At 28.3% G+C, this 22,924-nt stretch carries 31 protein-coding genes; 2 read left to right on the top strand and 29 right to left on the bottom strand.

What is annotated here, in order from left to right; translation table 4 throughout:
- Positions 1-5 precede the first annotated feature (5 nt).
- The 19 genes from rplR to AAHM88_RS00380 form a co-directional block, all read right to left on the bottom strand.
- A complete protein-coding gene (gene rplR, locus AAHM88_RS00470) occupies positions 6-362 on the bottom strand; it encodes a 50S ribosomal protein L18 (RefSeq protein ID WP_342262870.1) in 357 nt (118 codons plus the stop codon).
- Positions 363-396: 34 nt separating this feature from the next.
- Positions 397-939 carry a 50S ribosomal protein L6 gene (gene rplF / locus AAHM88_RS00465; RefSeq protein ID WP_342262869.1) on the bottom strand — a complete coding sequence of 181 codons (543 nt, stop codon included), beginning with the start codon at positions 937-939 and terminating at the stop codon, positions 397-399.
- Positions 940-950: 11 nt separating this feature from the next.
- Positions 951-1,352 (bottom strand): 30S ribosomal protein S8, encoded by a 402-nt coding sequence (gene rpsH, locus AAHM88_RS00460; protein WP_342262868.1) that lies wholly within the window; start codon positions 1,350-1,352, stop codon positions 951-953.
- Between the two features lie 17 nt (positions 1,353-1,369).
- Positions 1,370-1,555 carry a type Z 30S ribosomal protein S14 gene (locus AAHM88_RS00455; protein WP_342262867.1) on the bottom strand — a complete coding sequence of 62 codons (186 nt, stop codon included), beginning with the start codon at positions 1,553-1,555 and terminating at the stop codon, positions 1,370-1,372.
- A gap of 16 nt (positions 1,556-1,571) precedes the next feature.
- Complete coding sequence (rplE, locus tag AAHM88_RS00450; RefSeq protein WP_346350445.1) at positions 1,572-2,111, bottom strand: 50S ribosomal protein L5; 540 nt, start codon at positions 2,109-2,111, stop codon at positions 1,572-1,574.
- A gap of 19 nt (positions 2,112-2,130) precedes the next feature.
- Positions 2,131-2,442, bottom strand: a complete 312-nt coding sequence (rplX, locus tag AAHM88_RS00445; RefSeq protein ID WP_338968264.1) for a 50S ribosomal protein L24 — start codon at positions 2,440-2,442, stop codon at positions 2,131-2,133.
- A 1-nt stretch (position 2,443) separates the two neighbouring features.
- Positions 2,444-2,812 (bottom strand): 50S ribosomal protein L14, encoded by a 369-nt coding sequence (gene rplN, locus AAHM88_RS00440; protein ID WP_338968266.1) that lies wholly within the window; start codon positions 2,810-2,812, stop codon positions 2,444-2,446.
- A gap of 17 nt (positions 2,813-2,829) precedes the next feature.
- On the bottom strand, positions 2,830-3,093 hold the full coding sequence (gene rpsQ, locus AAHM88_RS00435) for a 30S ribosomal protein S17 (RefSeq protein ID WP_215825753.1): 264 nt from the start codon (positions 3,091-3,093) through the stop codon (positions 2,830-2,832).
- Complete coding sequence (rpmC, locus tag AAHM88_RS00430; protein ID WP_342262865.1) at positions 3,077-3,634, bottom strand: 50S ribosomal protein L29; 558 nt, start codon at positions 3,632-3,634, stop codon at positions 3,077-3,079. Before rpmC ends, rpsQ begins: the two co-directional genes overlap by 17 nt.
- A complete protein-coding gene (gene rplP / locus AAHM88_RS00425; RefSeq protein ID WP_338968271.1) occupies positions 3,634-4,116 on the bottom strand; it encodes a 50S ribosomal protein L16 in 483 nt (160 codons plus the stop codon). The genes rpmC and rplP overlap by 1 nt, the downstream gene beginning before the upstream one ends.
- A 2-nt stretch (positions 4,117-4,118) precedes the next feature.
- Complete coding sequence (gene rpsC / locus AAHM88_RS00420; RefSeq protein ID WP_342262864.1) at positions 4,119-4,796, bottom strand: 30S ribosomal protein S3; 678 nt, start codon at positions 4,794-4,796, stop codon at positions 4,119-4,121.
- Positions 4,796-5,143, bottom strand: a complete 348-nt coding sequence (gene rplV / locus AAHM88_RS00415) for a 50S ribosomal protein L22 (RefSeq protein WP_342262863.1) — start codon at positions 5,141-5,143, stop codon at positions 4,796-4,798. The genes rpsC and rplV overlap by 1 nt, the downstream gene beginning before the upstream one ends.
- A 15-nt stretch (positions 5,144-5,158) precedes the next feature.
- Positions 5,159-5,431: a 30S ribosomal protein S19 gene (gene rpsS / locus AAHM88_RS00410; RefSeq protein ID WP_215825748.1), complete on the bottom strand. Its 273-nt coding sequence runs from the start codon at positions 5,429-5,431 to the stop codon at positions 5,159-5,161.
- A gap of 30 nt (positions 5,432-5,461) precedes the next feature.
- Positions 5,462-6,298 carry a 50S ribosomal protein L2 gene (rplB, locus tag AAHM88_RS00405; RefSeq protein WP_342262862.1) on the bottom strand — a complete coding sequence of 279 codons (837 nt, stop codon included), beginning with the start codon at positions 6,296-6,298 and terminating at the stop codon, positions 5,462-5,464.
- Between the two features lie 18 nt (positions 6,299-6,316).
- On the bottom strand, positions 6,317-6,604 hold the full coding sequence (rplW, locus tag AAHM88_RS00400) for a 50S ribosomal protein L23 (RefSeq protein WP_342262861.1): 288 nt from the start codon (positions 6,602-6,604) through the stop codon (positions 6,317-6,319).
- On the bottom strand, positions 6,604-7,230 hold the full coding sequence (gene rplD, locus AAHM88_RS00395) for a 50S ribosomal protein L4 (RefSeq protein WP_338968281.1): 627 nt from the start codon (positions 7,228-7,230) through the stop codon (positions 6,604-6,606). Before rplD ends, rplW begins: the two co-directional genes overlap by 1 nt.
- Before the next feature lie 19 nt (positions 7,231-7,249).
- Positions 7,250-7,957, bottom strand: a complete 708-nt coding sequence (gene rplC / locus AAHM88_RS00390; RefSeq protein WP_342262859.1) for a 50S ribosomal protein L3 — start codon at positions 7,955-7,957, stop codon at positions 7,250-7,252.
- A gap of 77 nt (positions 7,958-8,034) precedes the next feature.
- Entirely contained in the window at positions 8,035-8,352 is a 318-nt protein-coding gene (gene rpsJ / locus AAHM88_RS00385; protein ID WP_215825743.1) for a 30S ribosomal protein S10, read from the bottom strand.
- A gap of 624 nt (positions 8,353-8,976) precedes the next feature.
- Positions 8,977-10,875, bottom strand: coding sequence for a hypothetical protein (locus tag AAHM88_RS00380; protein ID WP_342262858.1), 1,899 nt, complete (start codon positions 10,873-10,875; stop codon positions 8,977-8,979).
- 471 nt (positions 10,876-11,346) lie between these two features.
- Between AAHM88_RS00380 and AAHM88_RS00375 the strand changes: the two genes are divergently transcribed.
- Positions 11,347-12,189 carry a DUF1295 domain-containing protein gene (locus tag AAHM88_RS00375; RefSeq protein WP_342262857.1) on the top strand — a complete coding sequence of 281 codons (843 nt, stop codon included), beginning with the start codon at positions 11,347-11,349 and terminating at the stop codon, positions 12,187-12,189.
- Here the strand turns inward: AAHM88_RS00375 and AAHM88_RS00370 are convergent.
- From AAHM88_RS00370 to cysS, 8 genes are all read right to left on the bottom strand, one after another.
- A complete protein-coding gene (locus AAHM88_RS00370; protein ID WP_342262856.1) occupies positions 12,172-13,020 on the bottom strand; it encodes a DegV family protein in 849 nt (282 codons plus the stop codon). The two genes, AAHM88_RS00375 and AAHM88_RS00370, sit on opposite strands and share 18 nt — an antisense overlap.
- A 75-nt stretch (positions 13,021-13,095) precedes the next feature.
- A complete protein-coding gene (nusG, locus tag AAHM88_RS00365; protein ID WP_342189869.1) occupies positions 13,096-13,695 on the bottom strand; it encodes a transcription termination/antitermination protein NusG in 600 nt (199 codons plus the stop codon).
- Positions 13,696-13,711: 16 nt separating this feature from the next.
- Positions 13,712-14,077, bottom strand: a complete 366-nt coding sequence (locus AAHM88_RS00360; protein ID WP_342262855.1) for a hypothetical protein — start codon at positions 14,075-14,077, stop codon at positions 13,712-13,714.
- Between the two features lie 24 nt (positions 14,078-14,101).
- Complete coding sequence (gene rpmG / locus AAHM88_RS00355) at positions 14,102-14,251, bottom strand: 50S ribosomal protein L33 (RefSeq protein WP_215826970.1); 150 nt, start codon at positions 14,249-14,251, stop codon at positions 14,102-14,104.
- 115 nt (positions 14,252-14,366) lie between these two features.
- The gene (locus AAHM88_RS00350; RefSeq protein ID WP_342262854.1) at positions 14,367-14,819 is read right to left on the bottom strand and encodes a methylated-DNA--[protein]-cysteine S-methyltransferase; all 453 of its coding nucleotides are present in this window, start codon (positions 14,817-14,819) and stop codon (positions 14,367-14,369) included.
- Between the two features lie 15 nt (positions 14,820-14,834).
- Positions 14,835-15,389 carry a sigma factor-like helix-turn-helix DNA-binding protein gene (locus AAHM88_RS00345; protein WP_342262853.1) on the bottom strand — a complete coding sequence of 185 codons (555 nt, stop codon included), beginning with the start codon at positions 15,387-15,389 and terminating at the stop codon, positions 14,835-14,837.
- A gap of 9 nt (positions 15,390-15,398) precedes the next feature.
- Complete coding sequence (gene rlmB, locus AAHM88_RS00340; RefSeq protein ID WP_342262852.1) at positions 15,399-16,118, bottom strand: 23S rRNA (guanosine(2251)-2'-O)-methyltransferase RlmB; 720 nt, start codon at positions 16,116-16,118, stop codon at positions 15,399-15,401.
- A 42-nt stretch (positions 16,119-16,160) separates the two neighbouring features.
- The gene (gene cysS, locus AAHM88_RS00335; RefSeq protein WP_342262851.1) at positions 16,161-17,477 is read right to left on the bottom strand and encodes a cysteine--tRNA ligase; all 1,317 of its coding nucleotides are present in this window, start codon (positions 17,475-17,477) and stop codon (positions 16,161-16,163) included.
- 65 nt (positions 17,478-17,542) lie between these two features.
- On the opposite strand from cysS, the gene AAHM88_RS00330 reads away from it, so the two are divergent.
- Complete coding sequence (locus tag AAHM88_RS00330) at positions 17,543-17,935, top strand: hypothetical protein (RefSeq protein ID WP_342262850.1); 393 nt, start codon at positions 17,543-17,545, stop codon at positions 17,933-17,935.
- Positions 17,936-17,972: 37 nt separating this feature from the next.
- Here the strand turns inward: AAHM88_RS00330 and AAHM88_RS00325 are convergent, their stop codons facing one another.
- The gene (locus AAHM88_RS00325) at positions 17,973-20,423 is read right to left on the bottom strand and encodes a hypothetical protein (protein WP_342262849.1); all 2,451 of its coding nucleotides are present in this window, start codon (positions 20,421-20,423) and stop codon (positions 17,973-17,975) included.
- Positions 20,424-20,441: 18 nt separating this feature from the next.
- Positions 20,442-22,904 carry an ATP-binding cassette domain-containing protein gene (locus AAHM88_RS00320; RefSeq protein WP_342262848.1) on the bottom strand — a complete coding sequence of 821 codons (2,463 nt, stop codon included), beginning with the start codon at positions 22,902-22,904 and terminating at the stop codon, positions 20,442-20,444.
- Between the last annotated feature and the right edge of the window lie 20 nt (positions 22,905-22,924).

Genomic DNA, 22,924 nt, shown 5'->3' with positions numbered 1-22,924 from the left:
CTCTACTAAAATTTCAATCCATGTTCTCTTGCAGCCTCCGCAAACGCAGCAATTTTCCCGTGATACAAGTACCCCCCACGATCAAAGACCACAGTGGTAATATTGTTTTCTAAAGCTTTCTTGGCTAACATTTCTCCCAGAAGAGTAGCACTAGCTTTATTTAAATTACCCTTACCTGTACCTGTCATTTGCAAAGTTGAGTAAGAAACTAGTGTCCGGTGCTGACTATCATCAATAATTTGTGCATAAAGATTCTTATTAGAACGAAATACATTAAGTCGGGGTCTTAATTCAGAACCAGTTATTTTTTTACGAATGCGAAAATGTCTAATTTTTCTTGCTTCATAGCGATTTGATTTCATTTTTAACTCCTTTGAAAGTAATCTAGACTATTGTCTATTTACCTGCTGATTTCCCTTCCTTACGAATAATGTATTCATTATCATATTGAATTCCTTTAGCTTTATACGGCTCTATTCGTCGAAAAGCACGAATATCGGCTGCTACTTGTCCAACTAATTCTTTACTAATTCCTGAAATAATAAGTTCTGTTGGTTTAGGACAAACAACTGTTATTCCCTCAGGGATAGTATATTGAATCGGATGTGAAAACCCTAAACTTAAATTTAGTTTATCACCCTGAATATTAGCACGATATCCCACCCCATTAATTAATAATCTTTTACTAAAACCAGTAGTAACACCTGTTAACATTCCTTCTAACAATGAATTAGTAGTTCCATGTAATTGCTTAGTATGTTTTTGTTCATTCGGTCTAATAGTTTTAATCGTTTGGTTTTCAACAATAATAGTAATTTTTTGTGGTAATTGTTTATTGAGTGTTCCTTTAGGTCCTTTAATAGTTACGATATTATTTTTTGCAATATTTATTTCAACGCCATCTTTTACAGATAGAATACGATTACCAATTCTTGACATAATTTATCACCCTATCAAACAAAGGCAAGAACTTCGCCACCTAAACGATTTTCTCTTGCTTTTGCATCAGTCATAACTCCAAGTGATGTCGAAATAATTGCAATTCCTAAACCATTTAAAACCTTTGGAATCTCACTATTTTTAACATATACTCTAAGACCTGGCTTAGATATTCTCTTTAAACCTCAAATTACCCTTTGGCTTGCTTTATATTTTAATAAAATATCAATTTTGCTATGAGTTCCATCTTTGGGTTTCTCATTAATTTTAAAATCGGTAATATACCCTTCTTCTTTCAGAATTTGGGCAATTTGCAATTTTATATTAGAAGTCGGAATGCTTACCTTTTTAAATTGTCGCTGGTTAGCATTGCGAATTCTTGTTAGCATATCGCTAATTGGATCTGTCATCATATTTTACTAACTACCTCCTATCATGAAGCTTTCTTAAGCCCAGGGATTTGCCCTTTATTGCCAAATTCACGAATACATATACGACATAATTGAAACTTTCTTAATACTGACTTTGGTCGGCCACAATTTTGACAACGAGTGTATGCGCGAACTGCAAACTTAGGATTTTTTAATTGTTTTACTTTTAGTGATTTTTTTGCCATCAGTTTCTTTCCTCTCCTATTTCTTAAATGGTGCACCCATTTTTTTTAGTAAAGAAAATGATTCATTTTGATTATTACTAGACATTACAATAGTAATACTCATTCCTCTTGTTTTTACAACTTTGTCGTAATCAATTTCAGGAAAAATCAATTGTTCTTTAATTCCTAATGTGTAGTTACCGTGTTTATCAAAACCAGCTTTATTTAAACCACGAAAATCACGAACCCGAGGTAAATTAATATTAAATAATTTATAAAGAAAGTCATACATTTTAGTACCCCGTAAAGTTACTTTACACCCAATTGGCGTTCCTTCTCGTAACTTAAAACCAGCAATTGATTTTTTTGCTCTAGTTATTACTGGTTTTTGTCCGGTAATTAAGTACAATTCTTGCATTACTATTTCAATATTTTTACTGTTACTAACAGCATCACCAATACCAACATTAACAACTACTTTGATAATTTTAGAAACTTGCATTGTAGAAGTAAAATTATATTCTTGCATCATTTCCTGAATAATTTTATCTTGATATTGTTTTTGAAAATAATTCATCAAATTTTAACTCCTTCAATTAAATTCTTGTCTTGGTTTTACGAGCAATCCGATATTTTTTACCATCTTTAATCTCATAACCAATTTTAGTTGTTTTAGTTTTATCTTTACTATCTAGTAAAGCAACATTGGAAAGATGAATGCTTGCAGGAATTTCTTTAATTCCCCCTTCATCATTTTGGGTTGGTTTTTGGTTTTTTTTAATTGTAATGCCTTCAATTTCCACACGAAGTTTTTTCTTTAAAATATTAGTAACTGGTCCTTTAAAACCACGGTGTTTACCAGCAATAACTAATACTTGGTCACCTTTTTTAATTTTTATTTTTATCATCTTATATCACCTCAGTTGCTAAAGAAGCAATTTTATTAAATCCTGCTTCTTTTACTTCTCTAGCAATCGGACCAAAAATTCTTGTTCCTCTTGGCATTTTATCATCTCTAATAAGAACAGCTGCATTTTCCGAAAACTTAATATATGTACCATCACTTCTGCGAACAGCTTTTTTAGTACGAACAATAACAGCTTTAACAACTTGTCCCTTTTTAACAGTTCCCCCCGGTGTTGCTTGTTTAACTGAACAAACAATAACATCACCAACACTTGTAAATTTACGAACCGAACCACCTAAGTTCCGAATTACTAAAATTACTTTTGCTCCTGTATTATCAGCGACCCTTAATTGAGACTCAGTTTGAATCATAATCTATACTTCCTTTTCTATAAAATAATTGCTTTTTCAACAATTTTTACTAAACGAAAGCGTTTAGTTGCTGATAATGGTCTTGTTTCCATAATTAAAACACGATCACCCTCTTGGGAAGAATTGTCTTGATCATGAGCTTTAAACTTTTTTGAATATTTAACGCGTTTTTTATATATCGGATCACTTTTATATGTTTCTACTAAAACAGTAATTGTCTTCTCCATTTTACTAGAAACAACAATACCCGTATAAACCTTACGGTTATTTCTTTCCATCATTATCGCCTCGCTTTTCATCAGTTTTTGTATTAGGGGTTATTGTTGCTGATTTAGATTTAGTAACTTTTGCTGTTTTAACACTAGATTCTTTACTATCTTTACTTGTTATCGGCTTAGAAGCTTTCTTTTCTTTCATAACTGGTTCTACACCATCTTTAACTTTTTTAATTGCTTTTGCCACTAATTTTTGATTTTCCAGTTCAACATCATCTTGCTTTTCAACAACTAATTTCTTTTCTTTAAGTTTAAGTTTTGCTTTCTCTTCAACAACTTTAGTTTTTTGATCAATTTCTTTTTGTAATGTTTCAGAAATAACAACTTTTTGTTGATTCAATGGTTTAACAACTTCACCAGCATCTTTTCTCATTTGTAAATGCGTTAATATTCTAGCAACTTCTCTTCGTAATTCTTTAATCCGATGAGGCTTTTCTAATTGTCCAGTTGCTGATTGAAATCTTAAGGCAAACAATTCTGCTTTTAATTCTTCAGCACGATGTTGTAAATCATTAATGCTTTTATCTTTAAATATCTTCTTTGCCATTATTCTTCACCTCGTTTAACGATTTTACATCTGATTGGCAATTTATGCATTGCCAGTCTTAACGCTTCTCTTGCTACTTCTTCAGTAACACCAGCAACTTCAAACATAATTCGTCCTTTTTTAACAACAGCAACAAACTCTTCAGGAGACCCTTTTCCAGAACCCATTCGAACTTCAAGTGGCTTTTTAGTTTTCGCCATCTGCGGAAAAATGTTAATTCAAACTTTTCCGCCTCGTTTCATATATCTTGTCGCTGCAATTCTTGCTGCTTCAATTTGTTTTGAAGTAATTCAAAGACCTTGTAATTCAGGTTTTTTTTGTACTTGATCAGTATTGACAACAATACTTCTTTTAGGCATAACCAATTTGCCAACTGCTTGTAATCCATATTCACCAAACGAAACCTTAGTTCCTCTTGTTGCTTTGCCTTCATAAGAAACACGATGCGGACGGCGATATTTAGTTCGTTTTGGCATTAACATAATTACTTCGCCTCCTTAACAGAATTTTTCTTTTCTGGTAAAATTTCACCCTTATAAATTCAAACCTTAATTCCAATCAAACCATAAGTTGTTAACGCTGATACTTTAGCATAATCAATATCACTTCGCAAAGTTGCCAAGGGAACACTTCCTTCAGCATAACCCTCACTACGAGCCATATCAACACCGCCAAGTCTTCCCGACACTAAAGTTTTAATTCCCTTCGCCCCAGCTTTCATTGCTTTACGGATTGCTAATTTTTGTATCGTTCTAAACGATGCCCGATTAACAATTTGTTGCGCCATATTTTCAGCAACAAGTTGGGCATTCAAATCAGGAACTTTGATATCAACAACATTAATCTTAATGTCTAATTTACTTTTAGTTGTCAAACCAATTGCGCGCCGAATAGCTTTAATAATATTTTCAATATTTGAACCTTCTTGTCCTAAGACAACACCCGGACGCGAAGAATGAATGAACAGCGTAATATTTTCTTTCGTGCGTTCAATTTCAATTTTAGCAATTGCTGCATTTTTCCATTTTTTCAAAATTATTTTACGAATTTTAATATCAGAATGTAATCAATTAGCAAAATTTTTATCTTTAGCATATCATCTTGAGTCTCAGTCTTTATTAATACCAAGTCGTAATCCATGTGGACTTGCCTTTTGCCCCATTATTGATTACCTCCCTTTTCGTCTGTTACGACAATTGTAATGTGACTAGTTCTTTTTAATATTTTATACGCTTGTCCATGATCTGATGGTCGGAACCGTTTTAAAGTTGCACCCTCATTCACTAAAACCTCTTTAATTAATAACGCATCCCCATCCATCGCATAATTATTTACCGCATTAGCAATAGCCGATTTTAGAAGTTTAAGTACTGACTCACTAGCTTTTTTATTAGTATTCATTAAAATCGCTAAAGCATCAGTAACTGGTTTTCTTCTTATTAATTCAGCAATTAATTGCACCTTTCTGGGGGCAATTCTAATTGTTCTTAAAATAGCTTTTGCTTCCATATTTTAAACTCCTTACTATTTCTTCTTCTTATCATTTCCGTGCCCACCAAACGATCTTGTTGGTGCAAATTCACCAAATTTATGACCAACCATATCTTCAGTTACAAAAACCGGAACATGCTTTCTACCATCATGAACAGCAACTGTATGATTAATGAAGGCAGGAGAAATAGTAGAGCGACGCGATCAAGTTTTCATTACTTCTCTTTTATTATTACTATTCAACAACTCAACTTTTTTCAATAAATGTGACGCAATATATGGTCCTTTTTTTAATGATCTTCCCATCCTTAACGATTTCCTTTCATAAGCATTACCCTATTTTTTCTTTCTTCTAATAATTAATTTTGTTGAAGCCTTACGAGGATTACGAGTTTTCATCCCTAATGTCTTCTTACCTCAAGGTGTTACAGGAGCTACTCTTCCAATCGGCGCTTTTCCTTCACCACCACCATGTGGATGATCATTAGGATTCATAACTGAACCTCTAACCGTCGGACGAATTCCTCTTCAACGATTTCTTCCAGCTTTTCCTCAATTAACTAAGTTCCGATCTTCATTACCAACTTCACCAATTGTTGCTCGACAAGATGCTAAAATCTTGCGAACCTCACCAGAATTTAAACGAATCGTAACATAACGACCACTTTCATCTTTTCCTAATAATTGAGCACTAGTTCCCGCACTTCTAGCTAATTGACCACCTTTTAAAGGTCGCAATTCAATATTATGAACTACTGTCCCCTCAGGCATTTTTCCCATTGGCATACTATTACCAACTTTAATATCCACCAGCGGACCACTAACAATTTCCATTCCCACTTCAAGAGTTTTAGGTGCTAAAATATATCTTTTTTCACCATCAAGATAATTAATTAATGAAATAAACGCATTACGATTAGGATCATACTCAATACTTGCTACTTTACCAATAATATTGTCTTTATCACGTTTAAAGTCAATAATACGATATTTTCTTTTATGACCGCCACCTTTATGACGCGTAGTAATAATTCCCCGATTATTCCGACCAGATTTCCTATTTAATGTAGTTAATAACGATTTCTCTGGTTTATCAGTTGTTAAAACTGAATAATCAAGAGTTGTCATATTACGACGACCATTAGTAACTGGTTTATATTTCTTTATTGCCATAACTCTTACTCCTTAATATTATTCGTTATTAAATAACTCTAATTTTTCACCTGGTTTTAAAGTAAAAATCGCTCTTTTACTAGCATTAGTTAATCCTTCAAACCGTCCCATTTTTTTAGTTTTCGGTTTCTTTTTAATAATATTTACCTTAAGAACTTTTACTTCAAAAATAGTTTCAAATGCTTTTTTAATTTGTGTCTTATTAGCCTTATAATTAACTTCAAAAGTATATTTACCATCAACATTAATTTTTAAATATGACTTTTCTGTTAAGACTGGCTTTTTAATTACTTCGGTAATATGCATTATGCCAATACCCCCTCAATGTTTACTAACGCCTCTAAAGTTATTAATAACTTATTAGCGTGCAATAAATCATAAATATTTAAACTACTAGCAGCAATGACATTAAATTTTGCAATATTACTTGCTGATTTAACAATCATTTCATCAGCTACTTTAGTAATTAATAATGTTTTATTATCCACTAACTTTAAATTTTGACAAATTTGTAAAACTGCCTTTGTTGAATATTTTTCTAAACTAATAGTATCAACAATAATAAGTTCATTATTTTGTGCTTTTAAAGATAACGCCGATTTTAATGCTAACTTTCTTACTTTCCGATTAACATGCAATTTATAATTTTTCTCAACTGTCGGACCAAATACAATTCCCCCACCTTTTCATTGTGGCGAACGAATTGAACCTTGTCTGGCTCGGCCTGTTCCCTTTTGCTTTCATGGTTTTTTACCACCACCACTAACTTCACCACGAGTTTTAGTTTGATGTGTTCCCTGTCTTCAAGACGCTTGTTGAGCAATTGTTGCATCAAACATTGCTTGTTGATGAGGCGTAATATTTCAAACTTTCTCATTTAAACTAACATCTTTAACAACATTACCATTAATATCTAATACTTGTAACTTCATCATTTTTTCTCCTTAATAATTATGCTGCTGGGGCAACGCTACTAACATCTACTGTAGTAGTTTCAACAGGTGGTTGATTGTTAACTAAATTTGGTGGTGTTTTTGTTTTTAAGCCCTTAATCGCTTCAGTAATAACAACAAACTGTTTTTTAGGTCCTGGAATTGAACCTTTAACTAATAGCGCATTCTTAGCAACATCAATATGAATTACTTGCAAATTTTGCATTGTAACTTGTTGATGTCCCATTCTTCCTGGCATCTTTTTTCCTTTAAAAATTCGGTTCGGAGCAATCGCACCCATTGAACCAATTTCACGATGAAATCCAGAACCATGAGCCATCGGCCCTCTTGAATAATTATGACGTTTAATAACTCCTGCAAAGCCTTTACCCTTGCTAATGGCTCGCACATCCACTAATTCACCCGGAGTGAAAATATCACAATTAATAATATCTCCCATATTAAACCCTGACATTTCACGAATCTCTTTACTAAACCTTTTCGGAGTTGTCTTAGCTCTTTTAAAATGTCCTGTCAATGGTTTATTAACTAAATTAGCTCTTTTATCTTCTACCGCTAATTGCAACGAAGTATAACCATTTTTTTCTGCTGTTTTAACATCAGTAACAACATTAGGTTGCACTTCAATAACTGTTACGGGAATTATCTTTCCTTCAACAGTAAAGACCTGACTCATAGCAATTTTTCTGCCTAAAATTCCTTTCATAAGAATTTTACCGTCCTTTCCAACTTATCATTATTGTGTATATCATTGCCTTTTAAAATATATTTCTAAAAGGTTGACTAGGTAATTGCATTTAATTTAATCTCAATATCCACACCACTCGGTAGTTGTAATCTTGATAAACTATTTACAGTTTTTGGCGTTGGATTAATAATATCAACGATTCTATTATGAGTTCGAATTTCAAACTGTTCACGAGCATCTTTATGTTTATGAACAGATCGTAAAACAGTATAAATTTCTCTTTTGGTTGGCAAAGGAATCGGTCCCTTAACTTTTGCTCCCGTCAATTGCGCTGCTTGAACAATTTTAAAAATTGACTGGTCAACAGTTTTGCTATCATAACCACATAAACGAATTCTAATTTTTTGAGCCATAACACGGTCTCCTTCCTGAATTAAAAATTACTTTTGCTACAACGCTTCTTGGCGTATCAATAATGGTACATATAATATACACAGTTAAATATTATACACTATTCCTTAGCAATTACAAATATATTTAACACGCTGGTCGCATTTAGTTTTCTTAGGTATTTTTTAAAAAAGAAAAAATAATCATTTACTATAAATTATTTCAATATTCAAATTAAGTATATATATCCTATGTACGATTTTTGTTGTAAAAAATTATTTTAATATTGTTTTTGTAAGCATTTTACTTAGGTTTTATAACCTTTTATTAAGATTATGTTTGTTAATATTAAATATTTTGTTTTATTACTTATTTTTTAAATAAAAAGGTAATCAATTTTTAGTTGCTTTTCTTTCAAAATTATTTAAACCTTTTCCTACCTAACAAAACTTTATGCGTCCACTATTAGAAAATAAACCAATTTATTCAGTTATAATTATCCAGCAATTAAATAATCTCCTCACCACTAAATTAGTTTATTTCCATATTAATATTAACAGTAAGTTATTGATTTAAAAAAATAATAGTTGTTCGTAATCAAACAACTATTATTTTAATTAACATTATTTAATACTTTCTTCTATTTACTAACAATTAGAACAGTTATTATTTCTTTCACATTCGCGTTCTTTACAAACTACTTCACAAGGATGATAGCGGTCTTCACAACAATCTTTTTTAATGATTTTACACTTATTTATTACTTCTTTATTCTTTTTAATATAAAAACAATCGCATTCTATTTGTTTAGAAGTTATAAGACATTCATTTCTACATTCTTCTTTTTTATTAAATTTACAATTGCATATTAATTGGTTATATCTTGAATTACAAGTTACCACCTTATCTTTACAAAAATTAGGTTGCTCAATAATTAAATTTTCATCTCGTAAATGATTAAAATTTTGATTATGTCTTCTATTTACTCTTGAATCACAGCATACTTTTTTAATTAAATCATTATTAACTTCCAAATTTTTATTTAAATGACATAAAGATTCTTTTACTTGAAAATAATCATTTCTTTTCATCATCATTTCTTGTAAAACTTTTTTCAAACAAGCATCTTGCTTTTCAACTAAACAACTATGTCTTTCCAATTTTCTATTTAAATCGTGTCCCATTTTATCAATTAACTCCCTCAAACATTCACTATCATCGCCTATTTTATCAATTAAGCAATTATTTGTTTCAATTTTATTACTTAAACTACCTAAAATCCCTTTTAAGTTACAATTATTATAATTATCTTTAGCCATTATTTCTTCTAATAACTTAATAATGCAACGCTTACTATCAAAATTATCTTCCCGAGATTTACAAATTAATTCATTATTAATTTGAATTTCATTACCTAAATCACATAATTTATCTTTTAAATTTTCATAAAGATTACTTATTGTTTTATCTTTTCTTTTTAATAATTCAATTCTTTTCTTTTGCATCATAATTTTACTTTCGTTGCTCCGAATAGTATCTGTAAGAATAGCTATTTCGCTTTCATTTTTTTTAGGTTCACATTTTAATTCGCGAATTTTTTTAAATAATTGACAATTTTCTTGTTCTAATAAAATGATATCATTTTCTAATTCTTCAATTTCTGCTATCACTTCAGGGTTATCTTTACCAATTAATTCTTTTTGCAATTTATTTAAAATTTCTTGATTAATTAAAATTTCTTTTTCTAAATTTTTACAGTCAATATCATCATTACCTTCTTCTAACTCTTTGATTTTAGCTTCTAATTCAACGATTTTATCTTTAAATTCTTGACAATCAGCACCATTACCAGTTTCTAATTCTTTAATTCTCGCTTGCAATCCAAGGATTTCTTTACTTTTATCTTCTAATTGTGTTTTCAAAGCTTTTACCTCTTCCTCTAACTTTGTACAATCACCGCCCACATTACCTTCTAACTCTTTAATTCTTGCCTTCAATACAATAATCTCATCCTCAAATTTTTTACAATCAGTACCAATATTACCATCTTCTAACTCTTTAATTCTTGCTTGCAACTTCACAATTTCATCTTTAAATTCTTGACAATCAGTTCCCACATTGCCTTCTAATTCCTTAATTTTTGCTTGCAACGCAATAATTTCCTGATTTTTTTCTTCTAATTGCACCTTTAATTGTTCTAAAGTCGGTTCTTTACCTTCTAAGGCAGCAATTTTGTCATTTAAATCATTTATTTCTTGTTGTTTAGTAGCAACTTGTACTCGCAATGCAGCAATAGTAGCATCATTCTTACCACCATCATTATCAGCCTCTAAACGAGCAATTTCGTTATTTAACACTGTCATTTCTTGTTGTTTTACAACCAAGTCGGCTTTTAACTGTTCTAAAGTTGGATTTGCAGGTTCTTCATTCATAGTAAGTACATCTGATGTAAAAATTTGTTGTAAATTATTTTGTAATCGTGTTAAAGCTTCTAATTGTTCTTTTATAAGAGCTTCTTGTCCCTTTTTATTATTATCTTTTGCCATTTACTTAATGTCTCCTAAAATTTTATTAAAACTAATCTTAAATATAAAAAATTGGGAAATAAATACACAAATTATTATATCAATCACCTCCTAGCTAGGATTTATCAATTATCCAATGACTATTAAATTAACAATATTACAAAAAATTATTTAATTATTTTAAATCTAAGTTAATTAAATTACTAATAAATTTTTTCTCTATTTTTTAATAAATAAGATAGTATTTAGTAATACCTTTGATTAATTACATTGTATCAAATAATTATCAAGAAACACTATAATTTTTTAAATTTAAAATAAAAAAAGTAGTTAGTATTTAAAATACTAACTACTTACTTACAAAACTAATTAACTTTCTAACAATAACTAAATTCAAATTAATAAGAAATAGAAAAAAATTTTATTTTAATGCTATCAAATAAAAATATATTATAATTAACAAAACAACTGTTTTTAAGGAGAATACCCCAAATGGATTATTTAATAATTATATGAATTTTTTTCATTAGCATCGGCATTAATTTAATATTTTTTATCATTGCCTTTATTCTTAAATCTGATATTTTTACAGATTTAACTTACACATTAACTTTTATTATTTTATCAATTACTATTGTAACTTGAAAAAAACAATGAAGTTTAACACAAATTCTACTGTTCACTGCTATTAACATATGAGCCCTTCGCTTAGGAAGTTATCTTTTTATAAGAATTATTAAAACGAAAGTAGATCATCGTTTTGATAAAATGCGTAATTCCTTTATTAAGTTTGGTAGTTTTTGATTACTTCAAGGTATTAGTGTTGCCATTATTTCTTTACCAACAATATTTGCCTTATCAATTAACAAAAATTATTTTTCTCAAAACCATTATTATAATTTTATCCCTTTTATATTATTTCTTTGTTTTTTCTTTTTTGAAATTATTAGCGATTATCAAAAAAATAAATTCTATCAATTAGACAATCATTCCCCATTCTTACAAACAGGATTATGAAAAATTTCTCGTCATCCTAACTACTTTGGCGAAATTATGATTTGATGAAGCATTTGTATAATATTTCTATTAGATTTGATATTAACTAATTATATTACCGATAATTACACTATTTTTTGAAATTTATTATGATTACTATCACCACTTTATATTACTTTACTAATAATTTTTGTTTCCGGAATTCCTATTTTAGAAAAAAATAGTTATTTTAAACTAAAAAATAACTTGCAATATCAAGAATACTTAGCAAAAACATCAATTCTTATACCGTGAATTGGTAAAAAAGGGTTACCGAAAAAATTACGGAACAGTAATTAATGTAATAGTATTATTGCCTAAATGCACTTTTAAAATATTCGCCATTTCCAAAAATTCAATATTATTAATTTGATATTTTAATGCTACTTTTTTAATTAAATTAATAGTTTTATCATCACATCACGATAATAAAACATACAATTTTTTAATTTTCCGATCAGAATGATTATTTTGTAAAATCATCACAACATTTTTTAATGCCCTACTTAATGTTCTGGTAACACCAACCTTAGTAATTTTATCTTTACATTGTAAAATAGGTTTAACTTTTAATAAATTAGCAATATTAGCAATTGATTTTGGAATTCTGCCACCAATTGCTAAAAATTGTAAATTTCCTGGAATAATGTAAGCATCACTTGTTTGTTGAATAGGATTAATGATATCTTCTTGAATTTTATTTAAATCACCATCATTATTAAGATATTCTCTAGTGGCTAAAACCATTGTTTTTAAAATAAATGAAGTATTTTTAGTATCTAACAAAATTATTCGACCACAATATTTTTCTTCCTTACATAACATTAAAGCGGTATGATACTGCCCAGAAATTTCTTTTGCTAGCGGAAGAAAAACTATTATCTCATATTGTAAAAGTAAATCATCTCACAGTGCTTCCAAATCACCAAGTAAAGCTTGACTAGTTTTTACAGTTGCTCTTTTAGTAACAACAAAATTAAAAAGTTCAGTATCATTAATTTCATCATTATCTTTAAAACTCTTATTACTATTAATAGAAATCATTAATGGAATAACAACAACATTATATTTTTTTTGCTCTAAAATACTAAATCCTGCTGATGAATCAGTCATAATAACTACCTTTTTCATTACCGATTAACCTTCTCATCTAAAAATTTTAAAAAAGAAACTAATTATAAAAATTAATTTCTTAATAAGATTATTTTAATTAACTTTCTCACAATAACTAAATTCAGCTTCCACAGGAACATATCTTCCCCCAAAAACTTCAATATTAATTGTTGCTACGCCTTTACTATAATCCATACCAATAACTTCACCTTCTTTATTCTCAAAAGCTCCTGATAATATTTTAACTAGGTCTCCTTCTTTAAAATCAGCAACAAATACTTGTTGAACTTTTTTACTACTAATATTACTTTTTTCTTCACTGCGTCTTAACATATCTCTAGCTTCAGTACGCGATAATGGAAACGGTTTGGATCAATTTCCACTAGACCCAATAAACCCAGTAACACCAGGAGTATTTCTAACAATAAATCAAGCATCATCATTCATAATCATATTAACAAACAAATAACCCGGATATGGATTTTTGCCAATCATTGATTTTGTTTTTTTTGACATTTCTTGCTGTTTCACAATCCGCACATCAAAAATAAAGTCTTTCATATTTAAAGTTTCAACTCGTTGTAATAAATCTTCTTTAACTTTTTCTTCATGACCACTATAGCAATTAATTGTATATCACTTACCTAATAAATCACTAGAATCCTTTTCTTGTTTAATATCTTCTTTTATCATCTTTTTCTACTCCTTATTAAATGACTAAAATTTTACTAACTTCTAAAATTAATTGTAATAATGTTTGAACAATTGCAAAGAAAATTGCAAAGAAAGTAATAAATCCAACAGTTAATCAAAATTTTTTATTTAACTGCAAACTTTTTGCTCAACGAACACGACGCATTTCTCTAGTCATTAATAATGGTAAATCCAGTAAAGATTTTTTAAATCTCTGACCACGATTTCCATTTATTTTTGAATCTAAAATACTTTTTTTAATAATCGCCTCTTTAGTTTGTGAACTAACTTTTCTTTGTCCTAAAATCGGTTTAGTTTTTTTAACTTTTAATGCCTTATGTTCCGATTTTACCTTTTTTACTTTGTGCTTTTCTTTAGCCATCAATATTTATTTCCTCTCTAAATATTATCTTGTTTCCTTATGAATTGTATGTTGATTACAGTGCTTACAAAACTTTTTTAAAGATAATCTAACAGTTTGATTAGAACTATTAGTAAAAGTATTATAGTTTCTTGACAGACATTGATCGCAAACTAAAATAATTTTTTGTTGCATTATCTTTCTCCCTTTTATCCATATACATTATATAATAACAAAAATATGCTGTCAAATAACAATTATATTAGGGTGGTGTAAAGTTGTTATAGGTATATCCTTAAACAGACAACGCTTATATCACACCTTCTCATGCTAACAATGCTAATTTAATTTCTACCCCATAAAGATAATTAATCCGCTTACTATTTTTATTAATAACCCGATGACACGGAATACTAATTGCTAACGGATTTCTTTTTAATGCCGACCCCACTGCTCGGACTGCTAATGGATGATTAATCATTTTAGCAATGTCACTATAAGTTCTTGTCTCACCATAAGGGATTTGCTTTGTTGCTTCTAATACCTTTTGACTAAACTTAGTTGTATTTAACATATAATCAAACGAAAATTCTTTTCTTTGTTTAATAAAATATTCAGCAATTTCTTGTAAACATTGTTTTATTTCTTTTGATAATGATGAAAACAAAGGACAAGCTAAAATAAAACTAATATTAATAATTTTATTATTTTGACTAGTAACCATTACTAATCCCACCGGACTTTGATAATATCCTTGTTTCATATTTTTAACCTTGCCTTACATACAATCACGATTTTTTTGTAATTTAACTTTTGCTCGTTGATAAGCATTATCAACACTTTTATAACTAATATTTAATTTATGGGATATTTCTTCATTAGAATAATCTTGTGACTTTAATAAAATAACTTCATTTTCTAATTTAGTTAAAAATGACAAACCATAATTAATCCATTTAGGTTCAGCTACTAAATATGATTTTTGAACCGTTGTTCTCTCATATTGCGTATCATAGCTAATGGCATAATTCATTACGGAATGCTTCTTATTAATGTATTTTCTAATATATTGTAATAAATCTCATTTTAATCTTTGTTGCATATAATTAGAAAAACTTTTATTTGCTGTCTCCCGATAAGTTTTCATACTGTTATAAAATGAAAAATATTGTAAAGAACTAAAATCACTTAACTCTAGAGGAATTGCTGAAAATTTTCGAAAAGTTATAAAAGTAATTTTTTCAATTAAATTAAAATATTTTTTTCATAAAAATATAAACGCTGGTTGTTGATAGGCAATTTGGTATTGATATATTAATTCATTATCTTCCATTTAAACTCCTTAATTATTTTGATTATTCCGAACTTGATATAATAGCAAAGCACTAGCAACAGCAACATTTAAAGAATTAATATGACCTTGCATTGGTACTTTAACAATATAATCAGAATTATTTAAAAGTTTCTGACTAACACCTTTACCCTCATTACCAACAATTAAAGCAATCGGTTTTTTATAGTCAACATTATAATAATTAATTTCGGTATTTAAAGCACTAGCAACAATCCAAAAACCATTTTCTTTTAATGTCCTTAAAGTATTACTAAGATTAGTTACTTTCACAACCGGCACATAGTTAATCGCACCAACAGAAGTTTTTGCAACCGTAGCATTTAATTCTACTTGTCTTTGCTTCAAAATAATAACCGCATCAACATTAACTGCATCACAACTTCGCAAAATTGCTCCAAAATTTCTTGGATCTTCAATTTGATCTAAAATTAAAATTAAAGGGTATTTCTTAGTTTTTATTTTTTGTAAAACTCCTTCTAAAGAAGAATACCCATATTCCTTAATTAAACAGACAATTCCTTGATGTTTTGAATGTTTAACTAATAATAATAATTGTTCTTTATTACTAATAACATAAGAAATATTCGCCTGCTTTAATTGTTCAATAATAACTTTTTCTTGTGGTAAAATAAAAACTTTTTCAATTCGTTGACGGTCATCAGCTAACAATTGTTTTAAAGGATTTTTACCATAAATATAATTTGCCATTTTTGTTACTCCTTAATAAAGAAAATTATTTTTGAACATATTTTATAAAATATTTTTCGCTTGTAATTGTTCTCTAATTTTATCTGCTAAATTATATTTTTTTTGTTTACGCGCATTTTGTCAAGATAATAATAATTGTTTCACATCATCATCAAACGAAACTAATGAAAATTGTAAACCTAAAAGAAATAAACATTGTTGCAGGGTATTAAACAATGGTAAAATTGCTCCTGATTTTCCTTTTGAAATATTATTAATTTCCTTAATAATTTGTTCAATTATTACTCAAGCATTACCAAAGTTAAGGTCATCTTGTAAATAATTTACCACTTGCATCACAAGTTGTTCATTTTTTTCATTAGTATTAACCTCGCCATTAAAAAATGCGATTACTAAACTTTCTTTTAATATTTGATGAATTTTTGCAACTTTTTCTTTTCCTTGCATAATAAAATTTTTAGTAATATTTAATGGTTTAGAATAATGGGTTAGCGTTAATAAATATCGTAAAACATTAGCATCATAATGGTGCAAAAATTCTTTAACAACAATAGTATTTTTAAGAGATTTTGACATTTTGACATCATCATAAAATAGATGGCCATTATGAAGTCATATTTTAACAGGTTCTTGCTTATTTAATGCCAACAATTGAATTCTTTCATTTTCATGATGAGGAAATATTAAATCAATACCGCCACCGTGAATATTAATCGGCTGTTTAAAATATTTATTAATAAATAACGCACATTCAGTATGTCACCCCGGTCTGCCTTCACTTCAAGGCGAAGTTCATTTTTGTCCCTGATCGGTTTTTTTCCATAAAACAAAATCATTAACATAATTTTTATTACTATCAATTGCAACTCTAATTCCTACTTGCAAATCCTTTAAATTTTTCTTTGATAATTGTCCATAAGATTGAAAATATTTTTCTATTGCTAAATAAACATTATCATTCTTAACATAAGCAGCTTCAATTTTAACTAACCGTTCAATAAATTTAATAATATCAGCAATATTATCACTTACTTTGACAAATAAATTTGGTTCATAAACATTTAACTGTTTTAAAACCTCAAAATAACTTTTAGTATACTTTTCTGTTAATTCCTTTTCCGTTATTTTTTCTAAATGAGCTTGATGAATAATTTTATCATCAATATCAGTAATATTTTGCACATAAAAAACTTTCTGTTTAGTAACCATAAATAATCGCTGCAAAATATCAAAAATAACAATTGGTCGCATATTCCCAATATGAATATCACCATAAACTGTCGGCCCACAAACATACATTGTAACTATCAAGTCATTGATTTTAATTTTTTGTTGTTGTTTACTATCTCATATTTGCATTAAATTCACCTATATAATCTAAAAAATATTATAACATACTTAAAATATTATGGTAAGATTACCATATGAAAAAACATGTTTGAAGTATAATAACGATAGCTTTTATCGGTTTGACAGCACAAATTATGGGATTTTTATGACTATATTGACAAAAAACTAATTTTCAAAAAATAAGTAACATATATTTTTTAATTGCTATTAGCCTTTTAACAATAAAAATAATTTTCTATTTAATATTTAAAGTAAACAAATCTCGTTTACATCACAAAACACAAACGGTTAATTTAGTATTAACTGACCAAGAAATTGCTAAAGATTATCTTGGTTATCACCATAATGAAGACAAATACGAAAAATATTTACAACAAGTAAAAAAACTATTAAATCTAACTTTCTTTATTACGATACTAAATTTAGCATTTGCAATTAGTATTAGTATTATCTTTAGTACCATTTAAAAAGTGAGGTTGAATAACCTCACTTTTTGGTGCTAACTTATTTATTAATTCACGACTGTTCTAAAACCTTAAAGTATAGTTTATTATCATTATTACGAGAATAAAATCATCATCCCGCATAAGCAATAATATCACCATTACTATTTAAAATATGTCATTCATTATTTTTAATTTCAGCATCGTGTTTTCTTTGTTCACTAACAACAAGAGGTTTTTCTTTTTGCGAATGACTATTAAAAAACGCTACCGCATAATCACCAACCCCAACAACAGCATTAGCATAATCAGCGATTAATGCATAATCAGTCATTCATAATTTACGGAACTTTTTTAAAGCAATATTTTTATTATCACTACTCGTAATTTTACTTAACAATGTTCGTGATGGCCCATCATCAATATTCTGCTCATTAATTTGTTCATTATTAATATATTCATTACTCATTAGTGAATGCCGATCTTGTTCATTACACGATTCATCAGTGACAATGCAATTATAATTTTTATCTAAATCATCTTGAGTTGTAATCTTAACTAATCGTGAAGTACCATCACGATTAGTTAGTTTTAAATAATCATAATCAGCATTAGCATCCATATATCCTCAAATAATACTTCGTTCACTATATGATGACAAATGTCCCATGACAACATCTTCATCCATTCTTAAAACTTTTTGCAAAGCATTTACTAAACCAGTATCAACTTTAATATGATTACTTATTTGTTTATCTTCATCTAAGACATAAGGATTAGCACCCATCGCATTTAAAAGCACCAATTCTTTAAAAATTAGATTATGGTTATTAAAACTAGTTTGTTGTTTTCCGTGAAAAGATTGCGTAAATAAACTGTTATTAAGTGTTAACGGTAATCAATCACGAGTTAGAAACATTCGCATTTGATTAAAATAATCCAAATGAGAAAGTTTGCCTTGTAAACCAATAGTAACTTTTTTTGATGTTTCAAAATTATCATCCTCAAATTCAGAATATTTAATTGCTAACGACGCCCACAGTGGTTTTTTGACTTTTTCTTCATTATAAGTTGCAATTAACTCATCATAATTAATTTTTAAAAAATCAAAATCCGCAACTTTAAAATTTTCATCATTCGTTCACAAAATTGGAATAATAAACTTTAAAAAGTATTGTTGAATTCAACTTGTTAAATAACCATTAAAACTAATTGTTGAATCAATTAAACGATTAATTCTCCCATTAGCAACACGCATTGCCTCATTAACATCATTCCTTGTTAATTGTCCAATTGCTTTTTTCTGATTACTTTGTGGTAAAAAAATTTCAATCGTTTTAAATTGCGTAAACAAATCAGAATTTTTTAATTGAAATAGCGTTAACTCCTTCTCAACATTACTATAAGTATCAATGCCATCAAAAATTCAATTATTATTTTCATTTTTAATCGCAAATGAACTGGTAGTACTTAATTTTTTAATATCATTTGCTAACACAAATAAATCTAAATACGATAATTTTGTTTTATCTTCATTTTTATCAAGCGTTGTTTCTCCTACCAATGCTAATTGTTCTTTGTATATTTCATCCAAATAATTATAAGCAACTTCACGATTGTAAACCTTAGGAATCGTAATTTCTTTTTTATTAATGTTACCAAAACGATTAGTTAAATAATTTCAAGTAACAGTTTTATTAATTCTTTCGCGAAATCTCCGACTTTCAACTCAACCACCATAATGATAACTAGTAGATTCATCATTAGCATATCAAGCCATTTTGTAAGTAGTATAAGTAGTAAACAAATAATGTTTTAATGAATCAAGTTTATTTCTTAAAGGATTATTGCCTTTTCCCGCAAAAAAGTCAGCAATTTCATTTTCTACACCACTTAAAATAGTTTGTAATAAAACTTTAACACTCATTAAGTTTTTACCTCATAAACGACCCATTGACATACCTCGTAAACTATAATCTGGTACCCAAGGGGGCGGGCTATCACCAACAATTGAAATTTTTTCAAAAGTTAAAATTTCTATTCCTCAGGGAACATTATTATAGAATCAATTTACCAAATCTGGTAATAGTCCTCAGCGACTTCGATAAACATTAGCTAAATGCGTATTTTGTTTTAAATCACTAACTTTAATGGGAACATTTAATGAGGACCTAGCATCATTAGTAAACTTATTAGCATCATATTCTAATAATTTACGAACAAAACTATCAGTCGCCGCAATAACAACAGGACCACGACGGCAACTAACCGTCCCTTTTTCGGTAATATTTTCTTCACATTTAATAGTTTCAGCATTAAATCGTGTTTGTAAGTTAAGTGTTGTTTGACCCTCATAGTTAATAGTTGTACTGCGACTTAAAGTAATAATAAAGGGAATAATTAGCGAAAAGAAAAATATTAGCGACAATAATGCTAAAATAACACGATTGCGATAAGCACCATTTCATCATTCAAGAAACCTATATTTTCAAATTGTAACATTTCACTTCATAGTATTTATCCTTTTCTCTTACTTACTTCATTTCTTAAATTCTTTAACTGTTGCTAGTACTTGATGAGTATTAGTAATATTATGTCACATTGGTATTATTTTCTCATTATAGTTATGCATTAACGGATTATAACTAGTTGTACTAATCACTTCACCTACCCTATTGATTGAAGGAATTGCTGAAATTAATGACTTAGTATATGGATGTACGGGATGATAAAATATTTCATCAGCAAGACCAATTTCTAAAATTTTACCATTTTTAATAACAGCAATCCGATCACAAATATAATGCACCATTCTTAAATCATGGGCAATTAATAAAATTGAAAGTTGATATTTTTCTCGTAAATCTTTTAAAATATTAATTACTTGTGATTGAATGGAAACATCCAAAGCTGATATCGGTTCATCAGCAACTAATAATGCTGGTTTCATTACTAATGTTCGCGCAATACCAATTCTTTGTTTTTGACCTCCAGAAAACTCACCAGAAAATCTACTACCATGTTCTGGCAGTAAACCAACTGATTGTAAGGTGTCATAAGCTAATTGATGAGTTTTAGCTTTAACAGCACCACGACTATATTCATTCGCTAACTGAAAATCTAAAAAAAGTTTTTTACTTTTATACAAGTTAACACCATATAACTTGGCTTCATAAGTTGTAACTAATTCCTTTAATTGACTAACAAATGTTTTTTTATTAGCAACTATCTCCTGATATTTTTCATTATGATATTTTTCATTAATTTTTTCATAATTATTATCACGAGAATTAATTTTATTTCGCTCCTGTAATAATATTTTTTTAATATCTTGATTTTTAAAAACATATCCTTTTTTTAAAACTCTTAACTTACTTTTATATTTCTTAATAATTTGCTGAGTTTTTTCTTTATTAATTGTTTTAGTTGGTAATTTCAAAAGATGCTGTAATTTAGTTGTCACGGTATTAATATCAGCACCAAATTTTATTTTTAAAAGTTTGAAATCATTACGCATATTTTTTAAAGCCCTTTTCCGAGCTAGTTTTCGCTGTCAAGCTTGGGTTTTTAAAACATCAATTTGCTTTTTATCAAATTCAATTTTAGCATTAAAATTAACATTAATATCTTTAACCCGATTATAATAGTTTTTAAAAATAATTTCTTGTTCTGCTTCGCTAACAAAATTTTTGCGATCAGTTTGTTTTTGCTTATTTAATTTACTCATTAATGATTGTAAATCTTGCGAAATTTTTATTAATTTAATGCGCTCTTGTTTTCTAATTTGTTTTAATTCTTGTTTTGCCTCATAAACATCATTTCTTGTATCATACAATAACTGATACTTATATCGTGTTCCTTCTTTTTGTAAAAGATTAATTTTATTTTTTTCTTCGCGATTTTGTAAATCAATTTCTAATTTAGTAACTTTTCAATCACTTTTTCAAATATTTCTTAATTTCTTAACTTCTTTAAGATTATTTTTCTTTTCCGCAATCCGAATATCTTTAGTATAAAGACTATCAATCTCTTGTTTTCTTACTTGTAATTGTTGTAAATTACTATTAATAGTTTCTTGATGAAAATTAATTAAATTAGTAATTCGCATTAAATTATTATCATTTTCATAAGTTAAGCGCTCTTGAATATCATTCAAATGAATTAAAGCTTCATTTAATTTTTCTTTATAAATTGTTTCAACTTGATAAATTTCTTTTTCAATAAGTTCCTTTTTATCTTTTAAAGGAGTAATTTTCTTATTAAAAATCTTATCTCATTTCCGATTTCATTTTTTTATTCCTGATAAATTTTGTAAATCATTTTTATAAGATAACTGTTCTTTCTTTAACACATCATTTCTAGTAGCAATTAATAAGCGATGCTTAGTTTTAGCACCTTTTAAAGAATAACGATAAGATGAAACAATATCTTGTGATTCATAACTAATACTTTTAATCATATTCTCTTTAGTACGATACCACTGCTGATAAATATTTATTAATTGGGCAACTAATAAATCATATTGCTTAATAATTTCCTCATCACAAGAAGTTAATTTCCGATATCACATCAAAGCAATTTTGCGTTCTTTTTTAAACCATTTTGCTTCCGCAGAATATGAATTATAGTTATTAAATCCTTCCAAAACAATATCCAACACCCGCTTAGAAGGATTTAAACTCGTTGCTGGATCTTGAAAAATCATTTGCACATTTTTCGATAACCACTCATTAGTTGTTTTTTTAATATCGGCAGGATTATGTGGTAATCGTTTATCTTTTATTTTAATATGTCCTAAAGCATGCTTATTTAAACCTAATATAGTTCGTCCAATTGTTGTCTTCCCACTACCAGATTCACCAACTAAACCAAAAATTTCACCTTTATTAATGTCAAAACTTACCTTATTAACAGCAATAAAAGGTTTACCTTGTTGACTATAAATCACAGCTAACTTATCAACTTTTAAAATTGTATCCGTAGAATTTGACATTATTTTACTCCTTTAGTTTA

The sequence above is a fragment of the Spiroplasma endosymbiont of Dromius quadrimaculatus genome (assembly GCF_964031155.1).
GTDB lineage: Bacteria > Bacillota_I > Bacilli_A > Mycoplasmatales > Nriv7 > Nriv7.
Note: the sequence above shows the minus strand (reverse complement) of the source record. Positions and strands in the feature narration are given on the sequence as shown.